This window comes from Amycolatopsis sp. M39, from assembly GCF_001651785.1.
Taxonomy (GTDB): Bacteria; Actinomycetota; Actinomycetes; order Mycobacteriales; family Pseudonocardiaceae; genus Amycolatopsis; species Amycolatopsis rubida.
This window is the reverse complement of the sequence record NZ_LWSF01000001.1, coordinates 625,360-645,064: the sequence shown is the minus strand read 5'-3', so window position 1 is coordinate 645,064 and position 19,705 is coordinate 625,360. Positions and strand designations below refer to the sequence as shown.

General features: G+C 69.8%; 15 protein-coding genes. 5 read left to right on the top strand and 10 right to left on the bottom strand.

Annotated elements, in window-relative coordinates; translation table 11 throughout:
• Positions 1 to 72: 72 nt before the first annotated feature.
• The 5 genes from A4R44_RS03030 to A4R44_RS03010 all read right to left on the bottom strand — a co-directional run bounded on the left by A4R44_RS03030 (position 73) and on the right by A4R44_RS03010 (position 6,107).
• Positions 73 to 1,230 (bottom strand): acyl-CoA dehydrogenase family protein, encoded by a 1,158-nt coding sequence (locus A4R44_RS03030; RefSeq protein WP_067576149.1) that lies wholly within the window; start codon positions 1,228 to 1,230, stop codon positions 73 to 75.
• On the bottom strand, positions 1,227 to 3,212 hold the full coding sequence (locus A4R44_RS03025; RefSeq protein ID WP_067576584.1) for an acetyl-CoA carboxylase biotin carboxylase subunit: 1,986 nt from the start codon (positions 3,210 to 3,212) through the stop codon (positions 1,227 to 1,229). The genes A4R44_RS03030 and A4R44_RS03025 overlap by 4 nt, the downstream gene beginning before the upstream one ends.
• Before the next feature lie 20 nt (positions 3,213 to 3,232).
• Positions 3,233 to 4,846, bottom strand: a complete 1,614-nt coding sequence (locus A4R44_RS03020) for a carboxyl transferase domain-containing protein (RefSeq protein WP_067576147.1) — start codon at positions 4,844 to 4,846, stop codon at positions 3,233 to 3,235.
• 120 nt (positions 4,847 to 4,966) lie between these two features.
• A complete protein-coding gene (locus A4R44_RS03015) occupies positions 4,967 to 5,464 on the bottom strand; it encodes a hypothetical protein (RefSeq protein WP_086024916.1) in 498 nt (165 codons plus the stop codon).
• A gap of 52 nt (positions 5,465 to 5,516) precedes the next feature.
• On the bottom strand, positions 5,517 to 6,107 hold the full coding sequence (locus A4R44_RS03010) for a TetR/AcrR family transcriptional regulator (RefSeq protein WP_067576582.1): 591 nt from the start codon (positions 6,105 to 6,107) through the stop codon (positions 5,517 to 5,519).
• 195 nt (positions 6,108 to 6,302) lie between these two features.
• Here A4R44_RS03010 and A4R44_RS03005 point away from each other — a divergent pair, with 195 nt between their 5' ends.
• Positions 6,303 to 7,073 carry an SGNH/GDSL hydrolase family protein gene (locus A4R44_RS03005; protein WP_067576145.1) on the top strand — a complete coding sequence of 257 codons (771 nt, stop codon included), beginning with the start codon at positions 6,303 to 6,305 and terminating at the stop codon, positions 7,071 to 7,073.
• 77 nt (positions 7,074 to 7,150) lie between these two features.
• Here the strand turns inward: A4R44_RS03005 and A4R44_RS03000 are convergent, their stop codons facing one another.
• Both A4R44_RS03000 and A4R44_RS02995 read right to left on the bottom strand, forming a co-directional pair.
• The gene (locus tag A4R44_RS03000; protein WP_067576143.1) at positions 7,151 to 8,278 is read right to left on the bottom strand and encodes a homoserine O-acetyltransferase; all 1,128 of its coding nucleotides are present in this window, start codon (positions 8,276 to 8,278) and stop codon (positions 7,151 to 7,153) included.
• On the bottom strand, positions 8,275 to 9,582 hold the full coding sequence (locus tag A4R44_RS02995; protein WP_067576141.1) for a bifunctional o-acetylhomoserine/o-acetylserine sulfhydrylase: 1,308 nt from the start codon (positions 9,580 to 9,582) through the stop codon (positions 8,275 to 8,277). Before A4R44_RS02995 ends, A4R44_RS03000 begins: the two co-directional genes overlap by 4 nt.
• 170 nt (positions 9,583 to 9,752) lie before the next feature.
• Between A4R44_RS02995 and A4R44_RS02990 the strand changes: the two genes are divergently transcribed.
• Both A4R44_RS02990 and A4R44_RS02985 read left to right on the top strand, forming a co-directional pair.
• Positions 9,753 to 10,241 carry a hypothetical protein gene (locus A4R44_RS02990; protein ID WP_067576580.1) on the top strand — a complete coding sequence of 163 codons (489 nt, stop codon included), beginning with the start codon at positions 9,753 to 9,755 and terminating at the stop codon, positions 10,239 to 10,241.
• Between the two features lie 71 nt (positions 10,242 to 10,312).
• Positions 10,313 to 11,881: a CdaR family transcriptional regulator gene (locus A4R44_RS02985; protein ID WP_067576139.1), complete on the top strand. Its 1,569-nt coding sequence runs from the start codon at positions 10,313 to 10,315 to the stop codon at positions 11,879 to 11,881.
• On the opposite strand, the gene A4R44_RS02980 is transcribed toward A4R44_RS02985, so the two are convergent.
• The gene (locus A4R44_RS02980) at positions 11,850 to 12,302 is read right to left on the bottom strand and encodes a pyridoxamine 5'-phosphate oxidase family protein (protein WP_067576137.1); all 453 of its coding nucleotides are present in this window, start codon (positions 12,300 to 12,302) and stop codon (positions 11,850 to 11,852) included. The genes A4R44_RS02985 and A4R44_RS02980 overlap by 32 nt on opposite strands.
• Entirely contained in the window at positions 12,299 to 13,240 is a 942-nt protein-coding gene (locus tag A4R44_RS02975) for a zinc-binding dehydrogenase (protein ID WP_067576135.1), read from the bottom strand. Before A4R44_RS02975 ends, A4R44_RS02980 begins: the two co-directional genes overlap by 4 nt.
• A 190-nt stretch (positions 13,241 to 13,430) precedes the next feature.
• Here A4R44_RS02975 and ald point away from each other — a divergent pair, with 190 nt between their 5' ends.
• Complete coding sequence (gene ald, locus A4R44_RS02970; protein WP_067576134.1) at positions 13,431 to 14,546, top strand: alanine dehydrogenase; 1,116 nt, start codon at positions 13,431 to 13,433, stop codon at positions 14,544 to 14,546.
• 533 nt (positions 14,547 to 15,079) lie between these two features.
• A complete protein-coding gene (locus A4R44_RS02965; protein WP_095213161.1) occupies positions 15,080 to 18,835 on the top strand; it encodes an ABC transporter ATP-binding protein in 3,756 nt (1,251 codons plus the stop codon).
• A gap of 186 nt (positions 18,836 to 19,021) precedes the next feature.
• On the opposite strand, the gene A4R44_RS02960 is transcribed toward A4R44_RS02965, so the two are convergent.
• Positions 19,022 to 19,615: a hypothetical protein gene (locus tag A4R44_RS02960; protein ID WP_067576132.1), complete on the bottom strand. Its 594-nt coding sequence runs from the start codon at positions 19,613 to 19,615 to the stop codon at positions 19,022 to 19,024.
• Positions 19,616 to 19,705 lie beyond the last annotated feature (90 nt).

Genomic DNA, 19,705 nt, shown 5'->3' with positions numbered 1-19,705 from the left:
GCACGCAGTCCTCCGGTGCGGCCAGTGTGCACGTACGCGACTCGGCCCGGACGCCCTGGCGGTGCCTGGGTCTCAGGCGCCGACCCCGAGGTGGCGCGCGATCAGCATCTTCTGGACCTCGCTGGTTCCCTCGCCGATTTCCAGGATCTTCGCGTCGCGGTAGAAACGGCTGACCGGGAATTCGTTCATGAAGCCGTATCCGCCGTAGATCTGCGTCGCGTCGCGGGCGTTGTCCATCGCTGCGTCCGACGCCACCAGTTTCGCGATCGACGCTTCCTTCTTGAACGGTTCGCCGCGCAGCATTTTCGACGCCGCCTGGTAGTACGCCAGCCGGGCGGTGTGCGCGCGGACCTCCATCTCCGCGATCTTGAACTGGATCGCCTGGTACTCGCCGATCCGGTGGCCGAACGCGACGCGGTCCTTCGCGTACTTCAGGCATTCGTCCACGCAGCCCTGCGCGAGACCGACGCTCAGCGCGGCGATCGCCACCCGTCCCTCGTCCAAAATGGACAGGAACTGCGCGTAGCCGCGGCCCCGCTTGCCGACCAGGTTCTCGGCGGGCACCCGGACGTCGGAAAAGGACAGTTCGTGGGTGTCCGAGCAGTTCCAGCCGACCTTCGAGTACTTCGGGGCCACCGCGAAGCCCGGCGTGCCGGACGGGACGATGATCGCCGAGATCTCCTTGCGGCCGTTCTCCATCACGTCGGTGACCGCGGTGACGGTGACCAGTTTCGTGATGTCGGTGCCGGAGTTGGTGATGAACGCCTTGCTGCCGTTGATGACCCACTCGTCGCCGTCGAGCCGGGCGCGCGTGCGGGTGGCCCCGGCGTCGGAGCCGCCGCCGGGTTCGGTGAGGCCGAATCCGCCGAGCGCCTCGGCCGTGGTCAGCATCGGCAGCCAGGTTTCCTTCTGCTCCTGGGTGCCGAAGCGGTAAATGGGCATCGCGCCGAGCGAAACCCCCGCCTCCAGCGTGATCGCGACCGAGGAATCGACCCGCGCCAGCTCCTCCAGCGCGAGGCACAGCGCGAAGTAATCCCCGCCCATGCCGCCGAATTCCTCCGGGAACGGCAGGCCGAACAGGCCCATCTCGCCCATTTTCGCGACCAGCTCGTACGGGAATTCTTCCTTCTCGTACAGCGGGCCGATCACCGGCGCGACCTCCGCCTGAGCGAAGTCCTCGACCGTCTTGCGAAGCGCTTCGTACTCGTCGTCCAGCCGGAAGTCGATCACTGCTTCTCCTCCGCCGCGCTCACCACGGCCAGCGTCTCGTCGAGCGCGACCTGCTGGCCGACCCGCACCGAAAGCTCAGTCACCACGCCGTCGATCGGCGCGGTCACGGTGTGCTCCATCTTCATCGCCTCGACGACCAGCAGCGGCGTCCCCGCGCTCACCACGTCGCCTTCGGCGCCCTTCACCACCAGCACCGTTCCCGGCATCGGGCTCTTCACCGGGCCGGCGCCCGCCGCCTCGCCGCGCGAGGACAACGTGAATTCCTGGTCGGCGAACGCGAACGACCGGCCTTCGCGGGCCAGCCACACCGTCCGTTGTGGACCGTCCGCGCAGCGGTACCGCTCCATGCCATTCGCCCGGCGCACTTCAAGCAGATCGCCTTCGCGGCGAGCCGAAACGCGCACTGGCTCGGCGTCGTCCACCCGCACCGAAGCGTCCGACGGAGTGCCCTCGACCCGCACCACGGCCTGGCTTTCCCCAGTCCGCAAGCGGAAAGTGATCCCGCCGGGGCCGCTGAGCCGCCATCCGCTCGGGATGTCCCACGGGTCCACGACCGCGCCGGTCGGCTGCAGCGAGAGCAGCCGGTCCATGGCCGCGGCGACGAAAAACCCAGCCGGGACTTCCGAAGAGATCAGTTCGGACAGTCGCCGGTCCACCAGTTCGGTGTCCAGCCGTCCGGCGCGAACGTCCTCGTCAGCCAGCAACCCGCGCAGGAACGCGATGTTCGTGCCGAGGCCGAGCAACGCGGTGTCGGCCAGCGCGCGGTCCAGTTTCTGCAGCGCCGAGGCGCGGTCCGGGCCGTGCGCGATGATCTTCGCCAGCATCGGGTCGTAGTTCGACCCGACCACCGCACCGGCCGACATCCACGAGTCCACCCGCACGCCGTCGCCGGACGGTTCGTGCACGGCCAGCACCGTGCCGCCGGTCGGGATGAATCCGCGTGCCGGGTCCTCGGCGTAGACGCGGGCTTCGACCGCGTGCCCGTCGAGGCGCACGTCGTCCTGCGTCAAGCCGAGTGGCTCCCCGGCCGCCACCCGAACCTGCCAGGACACCAGGTCGAGGCCGGTCACCATTTCCGTGACCGGGTGCTCGACCTGCAGCCGGGTGTTCATCTCCATGAAGAAGAACTCGTCCGGATTGTGCGCGGACATGATGAACTCGACCGTGCCCGCGCCGACGTAGCCGACCGACCGCGCGGCTTCCGCGGCCGCCGCGCCCATCTTCGCCCGGGTGGCCTCGTCCAGCAGCACCGACGGCGCTTCCTCGATGATCTTCTGGTGCCGCCGCTGCAGGCTGCACTCGCGTTCGCCGAGGTGCAGCACGGTGCTGTGGGTGTCGGCCAGCACCTGGATCTCGATGTGCCGCGGCGTGGTGACGAACCGCTCCATCAACAGTGTGTCGTCCCCGAACGAACTCTTCGCTTCCCGGCGCGCGGACTCGATCGCAGCGTCCAGTTCGGACTCTTCGTGCACCAGGCGCATTCCCTTGCCGCCACCGCCCGCGGACGGCTTCAGCAGCAGCGGATAGCCGACTTTCGCCGCGGCTTCGGCGAACCCGCCCTCCGGGATGTCCACATCGGACGCACCGGGCACCACCGGGACCCCGGCCGCGGACACCGTGGCCTTCGCCCGGATCTTGTCGCCCATCTTGTCGATCGCTTCCGGCGGCGGACCGATGAACACCAGTCCGGCCTCCGCGCAAGCCCGCGCGAACGCGGTGTTCTCGGCGAGGAAGCCATAACCCGGGTGCACCGCTTGCGCACCGGTTTCCGTTGCCGCGGCGACGATCGCCGGGATCGACAGGTAGCTCTTCGCCGCTTCGGCCGGGCCGAGGCGCACCGCGGTGTCAGCCTCGCGGACATGCCGGGCGTCGGCGTCCGCGTCGCTGTACACCGCCACCGAACGGATCCCGAGCGCACGCAGCGACCGGATTACGCGAACCGCGATCTCCCCGCGGTTGGCGACCAGAACAGTGTTGAACAGAGAACCCTCGAACACGCTCATCACATCCGGAAGACGCCGTAGTTGACCTCGGGCAAGGGAGCGTTAGCCGCGGCCGAAAGCGCGAGCCCGAGCACCGTGCGGGTGTCCGCCGGGTCGATCACGCCGTCGTCCCACAGCCGCGCCGTGGAGTAGTACGGGCTGCCCTGTTCCTCGTACTGCTCGCGGATCGGGTCCTTGAAGGTTTCTTCGTCCTCAGTGGACCATTCGCCGCCGCGGCCCTCGATCGCGTCGCGGCGCACCGTCGACAGCACCGAGGCCGCCTGCTCGCCGCCCATCACGGAAATCCGCGCGTTCGGCCACATCCACAGGAACCGCGGCGAATACGCCCGGCCGCACATGGAGTAGTTGCCCGCGCCGAAGGAGCCGCCGATGATCACGGTGAACTTCGGCACCCGCGCGCAGGCCACCGCGGTGACCATTTTCGCGCCGTGCTTGGCGATGCCGCCCGCCTCGTACGCGCGGCCGACCATGAAGCCGGTGATGTTCTGCAGGAACACCAACGGGATCGAGCGCCGGTCGCACAGTTCGATGAAGTGCGCGCCCTTCATCGCGGACTCGGCGAACAGCACGCCATTGTTCGCGATGATGCCGACCGGGTGGCCGTGGATGTGCGCGAAGCCGGTGACGAGCGTCGAGCCGTATTCCTTCTTGAACTCCGCGAACCGGCTGCCGTCGACGACGCGGGCGATGACCTCGCGCACGTCGTACGGGGTCCGCGAATCCGTCGGCACCACGCCGTACAGCTCGCGTTCGTCCGCCGCGGGCGGCTCGATCGCCTTGACGTCCCACGGCCGCGGCGTGCGCGGGCCGAGCGTGGAAACGATGTCGCGGACGATGCGCAGCGCGTGCGCGTCGTCGTCGGCGAGGTGGTCGGTGACACCGGACTGCCGCGAGTGCACGTCGCCGCCGCCCAGTTCCTCGGCCGTGACGACCTCGCCGGTCGCGGCCTTCACCAGCGGCGGGCCGCCGAGGAAAATGGTGCCCTGATTGCGCACGATGACCGCTTCGTCGCTCATCGCCGGGACGTACGCGCCGCCTGCGGTGCACGAGCCGAGCACGGCGGCGATCTGCGGGATCCCGCGCGCGGACATGGTGGCCTGGTTGTAGAAGATCCGGCCGAAGTGTTCGCGGTCCGGGAAGACCTCGTCCTGGCGCGGGAGGAACGCGCCGCCCGAGTCGACCAGGTAAATGCACGGCAGGTTGTTGTGCAGTGCGACTTCCTGCGCCCGCAGGTGCTTCTTCACCGTCATCGGGTAGTACGTGCCGCCCTTGACCGTGGCGTCGTTGGCCACGATCACGCATTCGCGGCCGGCCACCCGCCCGATCCCGGTGATGATGCCCGCCGACGGTGCCTCGTCGTCGTACAGCCCGGTGGCCGCGAGCGGGGAAAGCTCGAGGAACGGGGATCCCGGGTCCAGCAGCGCGTCCACCCGGTCGCGGGGCAGCAGCTTGCCGCGTTCCACATGGCGGGCACGCGACTTCTCCGGCCCGCCGAGACGGGCGGCGGCGAGCCGCTTGTGCAGATCCTCGACCAATTCTCCGTGCGAAGTGACGCTGCGGGTGAAGGTGTCGCTGTTCGGATCCGCGGAACTGCGCAGTACCGGCGTGTCCATGGCTCTCCGTCGAGACGTTAGCGGTCGTTAACTCCGCCGGAGATGTTAGTGCTCGTTAACCGCCCTGTCCAGTCCAGCCCGAAGCGCCCGCCCCCGCGAGGCGGGTGAAAGAGGAAACACTCAGCCCGCGACGGCGTCGGAGATCCAGCCGGCCACCGGCAGGTCCCGTTCGAGGCATTCGACCGACAGCCGGATCGTCCAGCGCAGCGCCTGCAGCAAGAGGCTGTCCACCTCGTTCGGCGCGGCGCTCGCCAACGCGATCTCGACCTGTTCGCGCGCGGCCGCGGTATTGCCGTGCACCTCGGCGAGCAGCGTGCGGACGGCGGTGCGGACCGGCGGGTCGGCCTGGTCGATCGAAACCTCTTCGCCGGCCTCGTCGAAAACCTGCACCTTGACCGGCGCGGTGCCGCCGTCACCGAGGGTGGACACCATGGCGCTGCACTCGCCGAAGAGCAGCAGCATCAGCTCTTTGGTTTCCTCGTCGCGTTCGCCCGGCTCCTGCGACGAGGGCGTGACCTCTTCCAGCGCCTCCGTGTCCTCGCCAAGGCTGATGGCGACGAGCGCGCGCTGTGCCTTCTCGACGAGTCGCTGCTCGCCCTCGCTCCGGTCCGCGGTCACGTGCCTATCAAACACCAGACCGGCGGTCGGCGGGATACCCCGGATCGCGGGCTCAGCCCGCCGCGGAAAGCGCACCCAGCGCGAGCCGGCACAGCAGATCGGCGAGCGGGCCGTCACCGAGATGGCGGTTGTAGGGCGTCGAGTTGATCAAGCCGAACACGGCGTGTGCCGCCGAGCGCGCCTGGCGTTCGCCGAGGCCGGGCACAGCTTCGCGAATCGCCCGCACCCACACCTCGACATACTGCCGCTGGAGCGCGCGCACCTGTTTCCGGTCACCGTCGGTGAGGTTCGCGAGATTGCGCTCCTGCACGGTGATGAGCGCCGGATGATCGAGCGCGAAGTCGACGTGGAACCGCACGAGCGCGGCCAGCAGCTCGTCCGGCGTGCCGCCCGCCGCGGCGCGCGCGGTGCCGCCTTCGAGCAGGAAGTGGCTGATCGAGTTCAGCATTTCCCCGAGAATCGCGTCCTTGCTGCGGAAATGCCGGTACAGCGCGGGACCGGAGATGCCGACGGCCGCGCCGATGTCGTCGATGCCGACGCCGTGGAAACCGTGGTGGGCGAACAGCTCGGCGGCGGCGGAGAGGATCTGTTCCCGCCTGTTCGGCTTCGCGCCGTTCACCAGTGGGAGGGAATTCGCCGGCATCGGCACATAGTAGGTCCCGTGGTTAGCGAGCGCTAACTTCCGGTCCTACTTCCTGCTTGAGCCAAGTGGCGGCACCCGGATTTGAGGGGTGTCACGTGGGGATTGCACCTGGTAAAGCTTTACCGCGTCAAGCTGTCACGACAGGAGTGACCCATGGCTGCAAACACCCGTCAACCATCACGACGCATCCTTCGGATGTGCGCGGCCCTGGGGGTCGCTCTCGCTGCCTCGCTCGGCTTCGCCAACACCGCGAGCGCCGCGTCGCAAAACTATGTCGCACTCGGCGACTCCTACTCCGCCGGAGTGGGCGCCGGGAGCTACGGAGATTCCGGCAGCTGCAAACGCAGTGCCAACGCGTACAGCCAACTGTGGGCCAACGCCCACTCCGGCACCAATTTCACCTTCCTCGCCTGCTCGGGCGCGAAGACCAGCGACGTGCTGAGCCAGATCAGCTCGATGCCCTCCAACGCCACCTTGATCACGCTCACCGTGGGCGGCAACGACGCCGGGTTCACCGACGTGATCAAGACGTGCACGCTGGGCAGCGACCAGACCTGCACGGACCGGGTCAACACCGCCAAGACCTACGTCCAGAACACCCTGCCCGGACTGCTGGACAAGGTGTACTCGGCGGCCAAGAGCAAGGCCCCCGGGGCGCAACTGGTCGTGCTCTCGTACCCGCGCTTCTACACCGTGCCGGGCTCGTGCAACGTCGGGCTGAGCGACACGAAGCGGTCGGCGATCAACTCCGGGGCGGACACGCTGGCCTCGGTGCTGTCGTCGCGGGTTTCCGCGGCGGGCGGGAAGTTCGTGGACGTCCGGTCGGCGTTCGTCGGGCACAACATCTGCTCGTCGGCGAGCGACTACCTGCACAGCTTGACGTGGCCGGTGGACGAGTCGTACCACCCGACTGCCGCTGGGCAGCGGGGCGGGTACTACGCGCCGCTGACCTCGGCGATCGGCTGAGGCCCGGTCCGGGAAGGGCTCCTTGCGGGAATCCAAGTCCCGCAAGGAGCCCTTCCCGGACCGCCCAGCGGGCGAGGTCAGCCCAGCAGAGTCTTGACCAGCGCGGCGATCTGCTCGGTCTCGATCAGGAACGAGTCATGGCCGTACGGCGAAGTCAGCACCGTGACCTCGCCGCCGACCCCCGCCGCGATCTCGTGCGACTGGTACGGCGGGTAAAGCCGGTCGCTGTCCACTGCCGCGACCACGGTGCGCGCGGTGACCCGGCCCAGGGCAGCAGCTACCCCGCCGCGGTCCCGGCCGACGTCGTGGGTGTTCATCGATTCGGTGAGCACCACGTAGGAACCCGCGTCGAACCGGTGGGCGAGCTTGGCCGCGTGATGGTCCAGATAGGACTCGACCGCGAACCGGCCGCCGGCCAGCGGATCCTCGTCCCGCTGCGGACGGTTCCCGAAACGCGTCTCCAATTCGGGTTCGCAGCGGTAGGTGACGTGCGCGATCCGCCGGGCCACGCCCAGTCCGCGGTGCGGGCCTTCGGCCGCGGTGTAGTAGTCGCCGCCGTGCCAGGCCCGGTCGCCGCGGATCGCGTGCAGCTGCGGGGCGGCCCAGGCGATTTGCTCGGCGGACGCGCGAGCGGTCGAAGCGAGAACGAGCGCCGAGGCGACCCGATCGGGTTGACTTACGGCCCATTCGAGAGCCCGCATCCCGCCCATCGAACCGCCCGCGACGGCGGCCCAGCGTTCGATGCCGAGTGCGTCCGAGAGCTCCGCTTCGGCATTGACCTGGTCCCGGACGGTCAAAGCCGGGAATCGGCTGCCCCACGCCGCACCGTCCGGAGCGGGCGAGGCCGGGCCGGTCGACCCCTGACAGCCGCCGAGCACGTTAGGCGCGACGACGAACAGCTCGTCGGTGTCGAAAGCCTTGCCGGGGCCGATCAGTCCCTCCCACCATCCGGGACTCGGATGCCCGGGTTCAGCGGGGCCTGCGACATGGCTGTCGCCGGTGAGAGCGTGCTCGACGAGGACCGCGTTGGACCCGTCGGAGTTGAGCGTTCCCCACGTTTCGTACGCGAGGGTGTAGCCGGGCAGGGTCGCACCGGCCTCCAGCGCGAGCGCGCCGGGGCCGGTGAACCACTGCCGCCTGCCGGGTGGGTCGCCCGCCCGCCACGCACCGGTGACGGGCGGAAGACTCGCGCCGGGATCCGTCACAGCGCCGCCTTGGCGGCTCGGAAGCCCGCCTCGAGGTCGGCCTTCAGGTCCTCGATTCCTTCCAGTCCGACAGCGAGCCGCACGAGACCCGGCGTGACGCCCGCGGCGACCTGCTCCTCCGGGCCGAGCTGGCTGTGCGTGGTCGAAGCCGGGTGCACGATCAGGCTGCGCACGTCGCCGAGGTTCACCAGCTGACTGTGCAGCTCGGTGCCGTCGACGAACTTCCGGCCCGCTTCGACCCCGCCGCGCAGCTCGAACGACAGCACCGCGCCGACGCCGCGCGGCAGGTACTTCTGCGCCGCCGCGTGGTACGGGCTCGACGGCAGCCCGGCGTAGTAGACCTTCTCGACCTCGTCGCGCCCTTCCAGCCATTCCGCGAGCGCCTGCGCGTTCGTGGAATGCCGCTCCACGCGCAGCGACAGCGTCTCGATGCCCTGCAAAATGAGGAAGCTGTTCAACGGGGCGATCGCCGCGCCGGTGTCGCGCAGGATCTGCACGCGTGCCTTGGCCGCGAACGCACCCGGGCCGAGCGCCTCCCAGTACTTGAGACCGTGGTAGCTGGGGTCGGGCTCGTTGAAGCCCGGGAACCGGGCCGGGTCCTTGCCGAAGTCGAACGTGCCGCCGTCGACCAGCACGCCGGCGACAGTCGTGCCGTGGCCGCCGAGGTACTTCGTCGCCGAGTGCACGACGATGTCGGCGCCGTGCTCGATGGGGCGAACAAGGTACGGCGTCGGCACGGTGTTGTCCACGACCAGCGGAACACCGGCCTCGTGCGCGACGTCGGCGACCTTGCGGATGTCGAGGACGGCGCTGCTCGGGTTGGCCAGCGTCTCGGCGAAGAACAGCTTGGTGTTCGGCCGGACCGCGGCCCGCCACTGCTCGGCGTCGTCCTGGTCGTCGATGAAGGTGACCTCGATGCCGAGCTTCGGCAGCGTGTAGTGGAACAGGTTGTAGGTGCCGCCGTACAGCGACGGGCTGGTGACGAAGTGGTCGCCCGCGTTCGCCAGGGTCAGGATCGCCGCGGTGACCGCCGCCGAACCGGAAGCGAACGCGAGACCGGCGACGCCGCCTTCGAGGGTGGCGACGCGCTGCTCCAGGACGTCCTGGGTCGGGTTGTTGATGCGCGTGTAGATGTGGCCGGGCTCGGCGAGGCTGAACAGATCCGCCCCGTGCTGAGTGTCGCGGAAGACGTACGACGTGGTCTGGTAGATCGGCGTCGCGCGGGCGCCGGTGGCCGGATCGGGCGCCGCCCCCGCGTGGATCTGCTTGGTCTCGAAGGACCAGCTCGTGGTGTCTTCCGGCATCTGCTCGCTCCTAGCGGTCGTGAACGGGTCGGCTGGGCGCGACGTTAACCAGGCCGGACGAAACGCCCAACCGCTCTCACGAGATGAGAGTCCTACGCACCCGGACGTATGAGCAAGTGCCGAGCGCTGACGGACGACGCGACAGCGCGGTGAAGCGCAAGCTCAGGCGCATGGACTGGAGAATGCGGCCGTCGACCCGGAAGTGGCTCCTGTTCGGCCACGTCGTCACGTCGGCCGGCTGGATCGGCGCCGAGCTCGCGGTGCTGATCTGCAGCATTCTCGCGATCGCCGTCCCCGATCCGGTGACCACGCGCAGCGCGAACGTCATCGCCGGGGTGCTCGCCGGTGCACTCTATTTCCCGGCCAGCCTCCTCGCGCTGGCGACCGGTGTCGTCCTCGGCCTCGGCACGAAGTGGAAGCTGGTCCGCTACCACTGGGTGCTGTGGAAACTGCTGGCCACGCTGGCCCTCTTCGCCGGCGGCAACCTGATGGTGGTCCCGTTATTCGTCGAGCACGGCGAGCAGGCTTCACGCGGGGAGATCGTCGGGGCGGGCGCGGTGTCGGGCACCGGCGCGATGAGCGTCGGGCTGACGTTGCTGCTGGGGGCGACGCTGGTGTCGTACTTCAAGCCGTGGCCGAAGGTGTTTCGCGCTAACTAGTGCCGCGGGTGGCGAAACCGGTGCAGTCTTCTACCGTTCCAGCAAGAACGTCAGGAGCGCTGGAGGTAGCTGTGGTTTCGGTGCGCAGCGTCGTGGACCGGGTCGGTCCGACGCTGCTCCACGCGCTTCTCGTGCCCGAAGGCTGTCCCGCGGTCGGCGACGTGGTGATCGCCGAGCCCGGTGCGGAGTCCGCCATCGCCGCGGGTGACCTGGTGCTGGGCGTCGCCACGATCGAGCAGGCCGACGCCGCGGCACTCGTCCGGGTGAGCGCCGGACGGGGTGCCGCAGCGGTGCTGCTGAAACCGCCGCTGGCGGCGAAACAGCCGGTGCGACGCGCGGCGAAGTCGGCGGGGATCGCGTTGATCCAGGTGCACGCGGCGACCTCCTGGGCCCAGCTGGTCTGGCTGTTGCGCACGGTGCTGGACGCACTCGCCGACGAATCCGAAGCGCTCGAAGAGGGCGGCGACCCGGGTTCCGGCGACCTCTTCCGGCTCGCCGACGCCGTGGCCGCGGTGGTCGACGCGTCGGTCACGATCGAGGACACCAACTCGCGCGTCCTCGCCTACTCCGCGCGCCAGGACCTCACCGACCCGGCGCGCGTCGCGACGATCATGGGCCGCCGAATCCCGGACGACGTGCTGGCCCGGTTCCGCTCGCGCGGCGTGTTCCGCGAGCTTTCCCGCGGCAGGCAGACGATCTTCGTCCCGGCCCAGCGCGACGGCACCCTGCCGCGGCTGATCGTGCCGATCCGGATGGGCGGCGAACTGCTGGGCTCGATGTGGGCGGTCGTCCCCGGTCCGGTTTCCGAGGAACGCGCGGCGGCTTTCGCCGACGCGGCCCCGGTGGTCGCGCTGCACCTGCTGCGGCGGCGCGCGCATACGGACGCACAACGCCGGGCTTCCGCCGAATTGCTGCGCGCGGTTTTGGAAGGACAGGTCCCTCCGCGTCGGGTAGTCGCCGAACTGGACCTGTCCGACGAGCCGCATCGGGTCGTCGTCGTGGACGTCAGCGGCGGCGACAGCCGGGACGCCGAGGGACTGTTGCTGGCGTTGCTGGAACGGATTTCGCAGGGTTTCGGACGCCGTCCGGTCGCGGCTGAACTGGGTGGGTTGCTCTACGTCGTGGTTCCGGATCGCCCCGGCGAGGGCGGCTGGCCGGAACTGCGGGAGGCGCTGCTCGCCCAGCCCGCGTCTCGCCGGGGCGGGCTACCGCGCGCGGCTGCGGGCGCGCCGGGCGATCCGACTGCGCTGGCCGCGTCGCGAGCCCAGGCGGACGAGGCGCTGGGACTGCTGCGAGCAGGACTGGTCGAGGGCCGTGTCGTGGCGTACGACGAGGCATGGACCGCGCTGGTTTTGCACCGCGCCGCCGCCGGAGCAGCGGCGGCGCAGGTGTCCGAACTCGGCCCGCTCGGCGTGCTGCGCGCACACGACGAGGCGAGCAACGCCGGGTACGTCGACACTCTTTACGAATGGCTCCGACATCCCGGCGACCCCCGCGCTGCTGCGGAACGGTTGCGCATTCATCCGAATACGTTGCGGTACCGGATGAAGCGGCTGTTGGAACTTGTTCCGTTGAACCTTGATGATCCTGACGTACGGCTCGCGCTGCTTACCCAGCTGATCGCACTCCGCTGGAGCTGACCTGATAGCTGAGGTCGTTGGCGCGCAACGATTCCGGCTCCATCCGGACCCACACCGTGCCGCGTTCCGCCGGATCGTCCAGCAGGTACGCACGGAACCGCGGATCCCACGCGGACTCGTCCGGGCCGAGGTAGCGCACCAGTTTCCGGCGTCCGCGCGGCACGTCGAACGGTTCGAGGGCGGCTGACCCGCTCGCGATCACCTGACGCACCAAGCCGGTCGCGAGGTCGCAGACGTCCACTGTCACCGCGATCCGCGGCTCCTCGCGCACCCGAGCGGGCAGCCGCGACCACGGGCCGCTGAGGATCCAGAACGCCCTGTCCTCCCAGAGATACCAGGTGGGCCGGACGGTCGGACCAGCGGTGGCGACCCGTGCGGTCAGCGGCTGCGCGAGGAAACTGTCGACGTCGAAACCGGTCACGCGACCAGCAGCGTCTTCCCGATCGTGCCGCGCGATTCGATCGCCGCGTGCGCGTCGGCCGCGCGTTCCAGCGGGAACCGCTGCCCGATCACCGGGGTCAGCTGTCCGGACGCGGCGGCCGCCAGTGCCGATTCGGTGTAGCCGCGCATCTCCGCCGCGTCGCCGATCGATCGGATCAGCTTCACGCCGCGCGCGGCAGCGTCCTCTTCGGACACTTCGGTCCAGGAACCGCTTGCCAGACCGTAGATCGCCATCCGCCCGCCGGGCCGCACCAGCGCGAACGCCGCGGTGCCGACCGCGCCTCCCACGCCGTCGAACACCACGTCCACCTCCCCGGCCTCGGCGGTCCACTCCGGATCGGTGTAGTCGACCGCCAGATCCGCACCCAATTCCCGGGCGCGGGCAAGCTTTTCCGCCCCGCCCGCGGCTGCCACGACCTCCGCGCCCGCGGCCTTCGCCAGTTGCACCAGGAGGCTGCCGACCCCTCCGGCGGCAGCCTCGACGAGCACCCGTTCCCCTGGCGCCACCGCGGTCGCGTGCACCAGCCCGGTCGCCGTGCGGCCGTCGGCCAGCAGCGCGACGGCCGCGTCGAGGCTCAGCGCGTGCGGCACCGGGAACACCAACGCCGCGTCCACGACCACGCGCTGCGCGTAACCGCCGCTGCCGCCGGTCGACGTCACCACGCGTTTCCCGACCAGCGCCGGGTCCACGCCCTCCCCGGCGCGGCTGATCACACCCCCGACGCCGTTGCCGGGCACCATCGGAAGCGTGCTGCCGAACGGCCCCGTCCCCGTCGCCCGGAACTGCGTTTCCACGAAGGTGACGTTGGCGAACGCCACCTCGATCAGCACCTGTCCCGGCCCGGGAGCCGGATCGGGGGCCTCCCCCGCCTCCAGCACCGCCGGCCCGCCGAACTCCCGCAGCCACACCGCTCGCATGTAAGCCCTTCCTCGAAGTCTCCGCCGGGGGCCAGCCAACTACCTCAAGTGCGGTCGAGGTCAAGTGCGTTGTCCTGGCAGCACTATTGACCCAGCGCAAGACTGTGCCGGAAGGATGATGACACCGCCGTCCGGGTAGATCACCGTGAGTGGCACCACCTTCGACAGAACCGCCGCCAGGAGGCAAGCAGTGCGCATCGCCGTTCCCCGTGAGATCAAGAAGCACGAGTACCGGGTCGCGTTGACCCCGGCAGGCGTGCACGAACTGGTCGGTCGCGGGCACGACGTCTTCGTCGAGACGGGTGCCGGGACCGGGTCGTCCATCACGGACGAGGAGTACGTCGCCGCGGGCGCGAAGGTGCTCGCCACCGCGGACGAGACGTGGGCCGAGGGCGAGCTCGTGCTGAAGGTGAAGGAGCCGATCGCCGAGGAGTACCCGCGCCTGCGCAAGGATCTGGTGCTGTTCACCTATCTGCACATCGCCGCGGACCGTCCGCTGACCGACGCGCTGCTGGCCGCGGGCACCACCGCGATCGCTTACGAGACGGTGCAGAAGCCGAACGGCGCGCTGCCGTTGCTGGCCCCGATGTCCGAGGTCGCGGGCCGGCTGGCTCCGCAGGTCGGCGCCTACGCCCTGATGAAGCCGAGCGGCGGCCGGGGCGTCCTGCCCGGCGGCATCCCCGGCGTGCACCCGGCGCGCGTGGTCGTCATCGGCGGCGGCGTGGCGGGCCTCAATGCCGCCCGGGTCGCCCTCGGCCTCGGCTCCGACGTGGAAATCCTCGACACGAACGTCGACCGCCTGCGCCAGATCGACAACGACTTCGGCGGCCGAATCCGCACCGTCACCTCGAACCGCCTGTCGGTAGAAGAGTCGGTCCTGGAAGCGGACATGGTCGTCGGCGCGGTCCTGGTCCCCGGCGCGAAGGCTCCGAAGCTGGTCTCCAACGACCTGGTCTCGCGCATGAAGCCGGGCAGCGTCCTCGTGGACATCGCCATCGACCAGGGCGGCTGCTTCGCCGACTCGCGCCCCACCACGCACGACGACCCGACCTACACGGTCCACAACTCGGTCTTCTACTGCGTGGCCAACATGCCTGGCGCAGTCCCGCGCACGAGCACCTACGGCCTCACCAACGTGACGCTCCCCTACGCCGTGCAGCTGGCCGACAAGGGCTGGAAGGCCGCCCTCTCCGCCGACCCAGCCCTGGCCCTTGGCCTCAACACCCACTCCGGCGCCCTGACCAACGCCCCGGTCGCCACCGCCCACAACCTTCCCCACACCCCCGTCGAAACCGCCCTGGCATAACCAGCACACAAAAGCGGCGAGGCCCCCAAGGCCCTCGCCGCTTTTGCCACGCCACAACGCTTTTTGTTCCACCCCACGCCATCCCAACCCCAACCCCGGCCCCCCACCCAACCGCCGCCGAAGGCACCGCGGGGGTCCGGGGGGCTCGGCCCCCCGGGTACTACGACGCCCCTTCCCGACGAAGCGCCACCAGGCGCGAGTAGGGGAAGGCCAGAAGGGGCGACCCGCTCAACCAGCCTGGGGGTCACTGGGAGCGGGTCGCCGAGTACTAGCTTAAAGAACATTGGGCGGGAGCGCTCGTCCGGGGGTGGATTTCGCCGGGGTTCTTCCCGGTGACCAGGTGAACGTTCAACCTTTCACCTTTGCTGCCCGGACCAGGGTTTCCCTGCTCCACGAGGCTTCCAGGGTCCTTCGGAACGCGCTGGCGTGCCGTTCGTCACCTCTGCCCGCCGGAGCGCCGGTTGTGCCTGTTTGGTCCGGGCCGCCGGCTCGCCCGGGAATAAATTGTCGGTGCCGCTGCCTAACCTTGTGATGTGACCACCACTGCGACGCCTGCGCGTCAAGACCGTCCGATTGCTGAGACGGTGCCCCGACCGGTCGGCTGGGTGCGCCGGTTGTCCGCTGCCTGCTGGGAGCACCGCGGCGTCGTCGTGCTCGCGATGACAGCGGCGGTGCTGAGCGTCGGGGTGCAGGCGGCGAGTCCGTTGCTGGTGCGGTCGGCGGTGGACGACGCGGTGGCCGGGCATACGTCGCAGCTGACCGGGCTCGCGGTGGGGCTGGTGGCGTTGCAGCTGGTCGCGTTCGGGTCGGCGTTTCTGCGCCGGTATGTGGGCGGGCGGCTGGCGCTGGACGTGCAGCACGATCTGCGGAACCGGGTGTTCGGCGCGGTCTCGCGGCTGGACGGCGGGAAGCAGGACGCGTTGCGCACCGGGCAGGTCGTGTCGCGCGCGATTTCGGATCTGCAGCTGGTCACCGGGTTGCTGATGCAGGTTCCGCTGTCGGCGGGGTCGGTGATTTTCGCGGTGTTGTCGCTGGGCGCGATGGTGTGGATGTCGCCGCTGCTCACGCTCATCGCGCTGGTGGTCGCGCCCGGGGTCGGGATCGTCGTGGCGTTGAGCAGGCGGCGGTTGTTCCCGGCGACCTGGTCGGCGCAGCAGCGCGCGGCGGATGTCGCGCAGCACGTCGAGGAAACCGTCACCGGCGTGCGCGTGGTGAAGGGGTTCGGGCAGGAGGCACGCGAGGTCGCGCGGCTGGAGCGCACGGCACGGAAGCTTTTCGCGGAGCGGTTGCGCGCGGCGAAGCTGTCCGCGTTGCCGACAGCGACCACGTCGGCGCTGCCTGCCGCGGGTCAGGTCGCGGTGCTGGCGATCGGCGGCATGCTGGCGTTGAACGGGCAGATCAGTCTCGGCACGTTCCTCGCGTTCGCCACCTATCTCGCCGCGTTGATCGGCCCGGCGCGGTTCCTGTCCGGGCTGGTCGTGCAGGCGCAGCTCACGCGTGCCGGTGCGGAGCGGGTGTACGAGCTGATCGACGCGCAGCCGGAGGTCACCGACAGCCCCGACGCGCGGCCGCTGCCGCCCGGCGCGCTGGGCGTCGAGCTGAACGAGGTGAAGTTCGGCTACACCCGCAGCGACCCGGTGCTCGACGGGCTCACTCTCGAAGCCCGGCCCGGCGAAACGCTCGCGCTGGTGGGCACGGCGGGGTCCGGCAAGTCCACGATTTCCATGCTGCTGCCCCGGTTTTACGACGTGCACTCGGGTTCGGCGCGGGTCGGCGGGCTGGATGTGCGGGACGTGCCGTTGAAGGACCTGCGGCAGGCGATCGGCGTGGTCTTCGAGGAAGCGTTCCTGTTCTCCACCTCAGTGCGGGACAACATCGCTTACGGCCGCCCGGACGCGAGCGACGAGGAGGTCTTCGCGGCCGCCCGCGCGGCGGAGGCGGACGAGTTCATCCGCGCGCTGCCGGACGGATACGCCACCGAGGTCGGCGAGCGCGGCCTCATGCTGTCCGGCGGGCAGCGGCAACGGCTCGGGCTGGCCCGGGCCCTGCTTACCGACCCGCGCGTGCTGATCCTGGACGACGCGACCTCGGCGATCGACACCGTCACCGAAGCCGCGATCCACGACACGCTGCGCGCGGTCACCGCCGAACGCACCACGTTGCTCATCGCGCACCGCCGGTCGACACTGCAACTCGCTGACCGGATCGCGGTGATGGATCAGGGCCGAGTGGTCGACGTCGGCACCGAGGAGGAACTGCTGGCGCGGTGCGCACTGTTCCGCGAACTGGTCGCCGGTCCGGACGACGACGTCGAAAAGCCGCACCGTTGCGACAATCTTGAGCCGGGCGCGGACGGCACCACGGCAGTCCTGTGGCCAAACGACGACCGCGACGAGGTCGACGCGCTCGCGGAAGCCGCGCAGTCCCGCGGCGGCATGCCAGGCGGCGGCAGCGGGTTCGCGGGCAGCGGCGGCGCTGACGTGCCACCTACTCCGGAACTGCTGGAAGGCGTCCGCCGGCTGCCTCCGGCTACCGACCGGCCCCGGCTGTCCGATGTGGACGTCACGGCCTCGGACCCCGGCTTCAAGCTGTCCCGGATCCTTCGTCCGGTGCGGTGGCCGCTCATCGGCGTGATCGGTCTGGTCGCGGCGGACGCACTGGCCTCGCTCGCACTGCCCGCGCTGTACCAGCGCGGGGTCGACCACGGCGTCCTGCCCGGCGTGGCGAGCGTCGTGTGGCTGCTGGCCGGGATCGGCGCGGTGGTGGTGGCGGCCGACTGGTTCGTGGTGCGCTGGCAAACCCGGCTCACTGCCCGCGTCGGCGAGACGGTGCTGTACTCGCTGCGCGTGCGCAGTTACGCACACCTGCAACGACTTGGGCTGGACTACTACGAGCGCGAACTGTCCGGCAAGATCATGACCCGGATGACCACGGACGTCGACGCGTTGTCGACGTTCCTGCAAACCGGCCTCGCCACCGCAGTCGTCAGCGCGCTCACGTTGGTGGGCATCACGGTCGCGCTGCTGGTCACCGATGCCGCGCTGGCCGGGTACGCGCTGGCCATGCTGCCGATCCTGCTCGTAGCCACCCTGATCTTCCGGCGGGTCGCGTCGCGTGCGTACAGCGAGGCGCGCGAGAAGGTAAGCGTCGTCAACGCGGACATGCAGGAGAACGTCAGCGGTCTGCGGGTCGCCCAGGCGTACACGCGCGAAGAGCGTTCGGCGGAGGTGTTCGCGTCGCGCAGTGACGACTACCGCCGGTCGCGACTGCGGGCGCAGCGGTACATCGCGACATACTTCCCGCTCGTCTCGTTGCTGTCGGATCTGGCGACCACCACGGTGCTGGTCGTCGGCGCCCACCGCGTCGCAGGCGGCACCCTCGAAGCCGGTGTGCTGCTCGGATTCTTGCTGTACCTGCAGCAGTTCTTCTCGCCGATCCAGCAACTGTCCTCGGTGTTCGACGGCTACCAGCAGGCCCGCGTCGGCCTGAGCCGCATCGGCGACCTGCTGCGCACGCCGACGTCGGTGCCTCCGGCCGAGAAACCGGTCGAACTGCCCGCACACCTGTCCGGCGAAGTGCGGTTCAAGGACGTCGATTTCTCCTACACCGGCGCGGAAAAGCCCGCGCTGGAGAACCTGACGCTCGACGTCGCGGCAGGCGAAACCGTCGCGCTGGTCGGCGCGACCGGCGCGGGCAAGTCCACCGCGGTGAAGCTCGTCGCGCGCTACTACGACGCCACCGGCGGCGCGGTCTTGATCGACGGTGTCGACGTCCGCGAGTACGACCTGCCCGCACTGCGCGCCCGGATGGGCGTGGTACCGCAGGAAGCGCACCTGTTCTCCGGCACCGTCGCGGACAACGTGCGGTACGGCCGCCCCGGCGCCACCGATGCGGAAGTCGAGGCAGCCGTGCGCGCCGTCGGCGCCCTGGACGGAGTCGCCGCGCTGCCCGCCGGTTTCCGGCAGCCAGTAGGCGAACGCGGCCGCTCCCTGTCCGCCGGACAGCGGCAACTCGTCGCACTCGCCCGAGCCGAGCTGGTCGACCCGGACGTGCTCCTGCTGGACGAAGCCACCGCCGCACTGGACCCAGCCACCGAAGCCACAGTCCTGCGCGCCACCGAACACCTCGCCCGGCGCCGCACCACCTTCGTAGTCGCCCACCGCCTGGCAACCGCCGCGAAGGCCGACCGGATCGTGGTACTCGACCACGGCCGCATCGTCGAGCAGGGCACCCACCCCGAGTTGGTCGCCGCGGACGGCCACTACGCACGGCTGTGGGCTTTGGGGTGAGCCAGCAGATCTTGTGAGCTGTCCCCTCGCGGACCGTCGCAGGGGCGGGCATCGGAGACAACGGCTTCCCGGTCGCGGCGTTGCTGGCTCAGGACCGTTGCCGCGGTCGATGACGGACAAGGGCGTCGTGGCCGGTCCCGGATCCGAGACCGGCCACGACCCGCTACGTCGGTTCCCCCGAGGCGGTCAAGGCCGTAGCGACTCGGCCCCGTTGATCCGTTCGACGAGCTCGTCGCGGTACTCCCGCACCGCCTGAAACTCCGGTTCGTCGCCGGTCGCCCGCTTCAGCGCGCCTTCCAGGATCTTCAGCCCCTGGTGCTCGTCGCCGTGCGCGTCCGCCTGCCGCGCGGCGTTCTCCAGTGCTTTCGCGAGCTTGGTCCGCGCCTCGGGTTGCTTGCCTTTCTGGTTGATCCGGATCCCATTGCCGCCCGGATCGACGACGGTGAACCCGGTGTAGCGGTCGTTGCGCAGCCGCGGCCGGGTCATCCGCGGGATACCGGAGATGAGCAGTTTTCCGTGCACAGAACGCATCCCGGCCGCGAAGGCCTCGAACAGCCCGCCGATGTCCGGCACGATGACCAGGCACGTGCTGTACGACTGTGCCGGGTCGTAGCCGTCCATGCCGAAGAAGTGCAGATTGATGTCTTCCCGGCGCACCGCGACGTACGGGTTCGGCCGCGTCTGCCGATAGGTGATCTCGAAGCCGAGCATCTGGTAGAACGACGCGATCTCGTCGATGGAGGGGCAGGGCAGGAGCGGAATGGTCAGTTCGTTCGCCACCGCCCGAACCTAGGCCCGAACTCGCCGAAACGACACGGAGCTATTTGCTCATGCGAATAACTTGCCCGGCAAAGTCGCGCTGCACGTCGG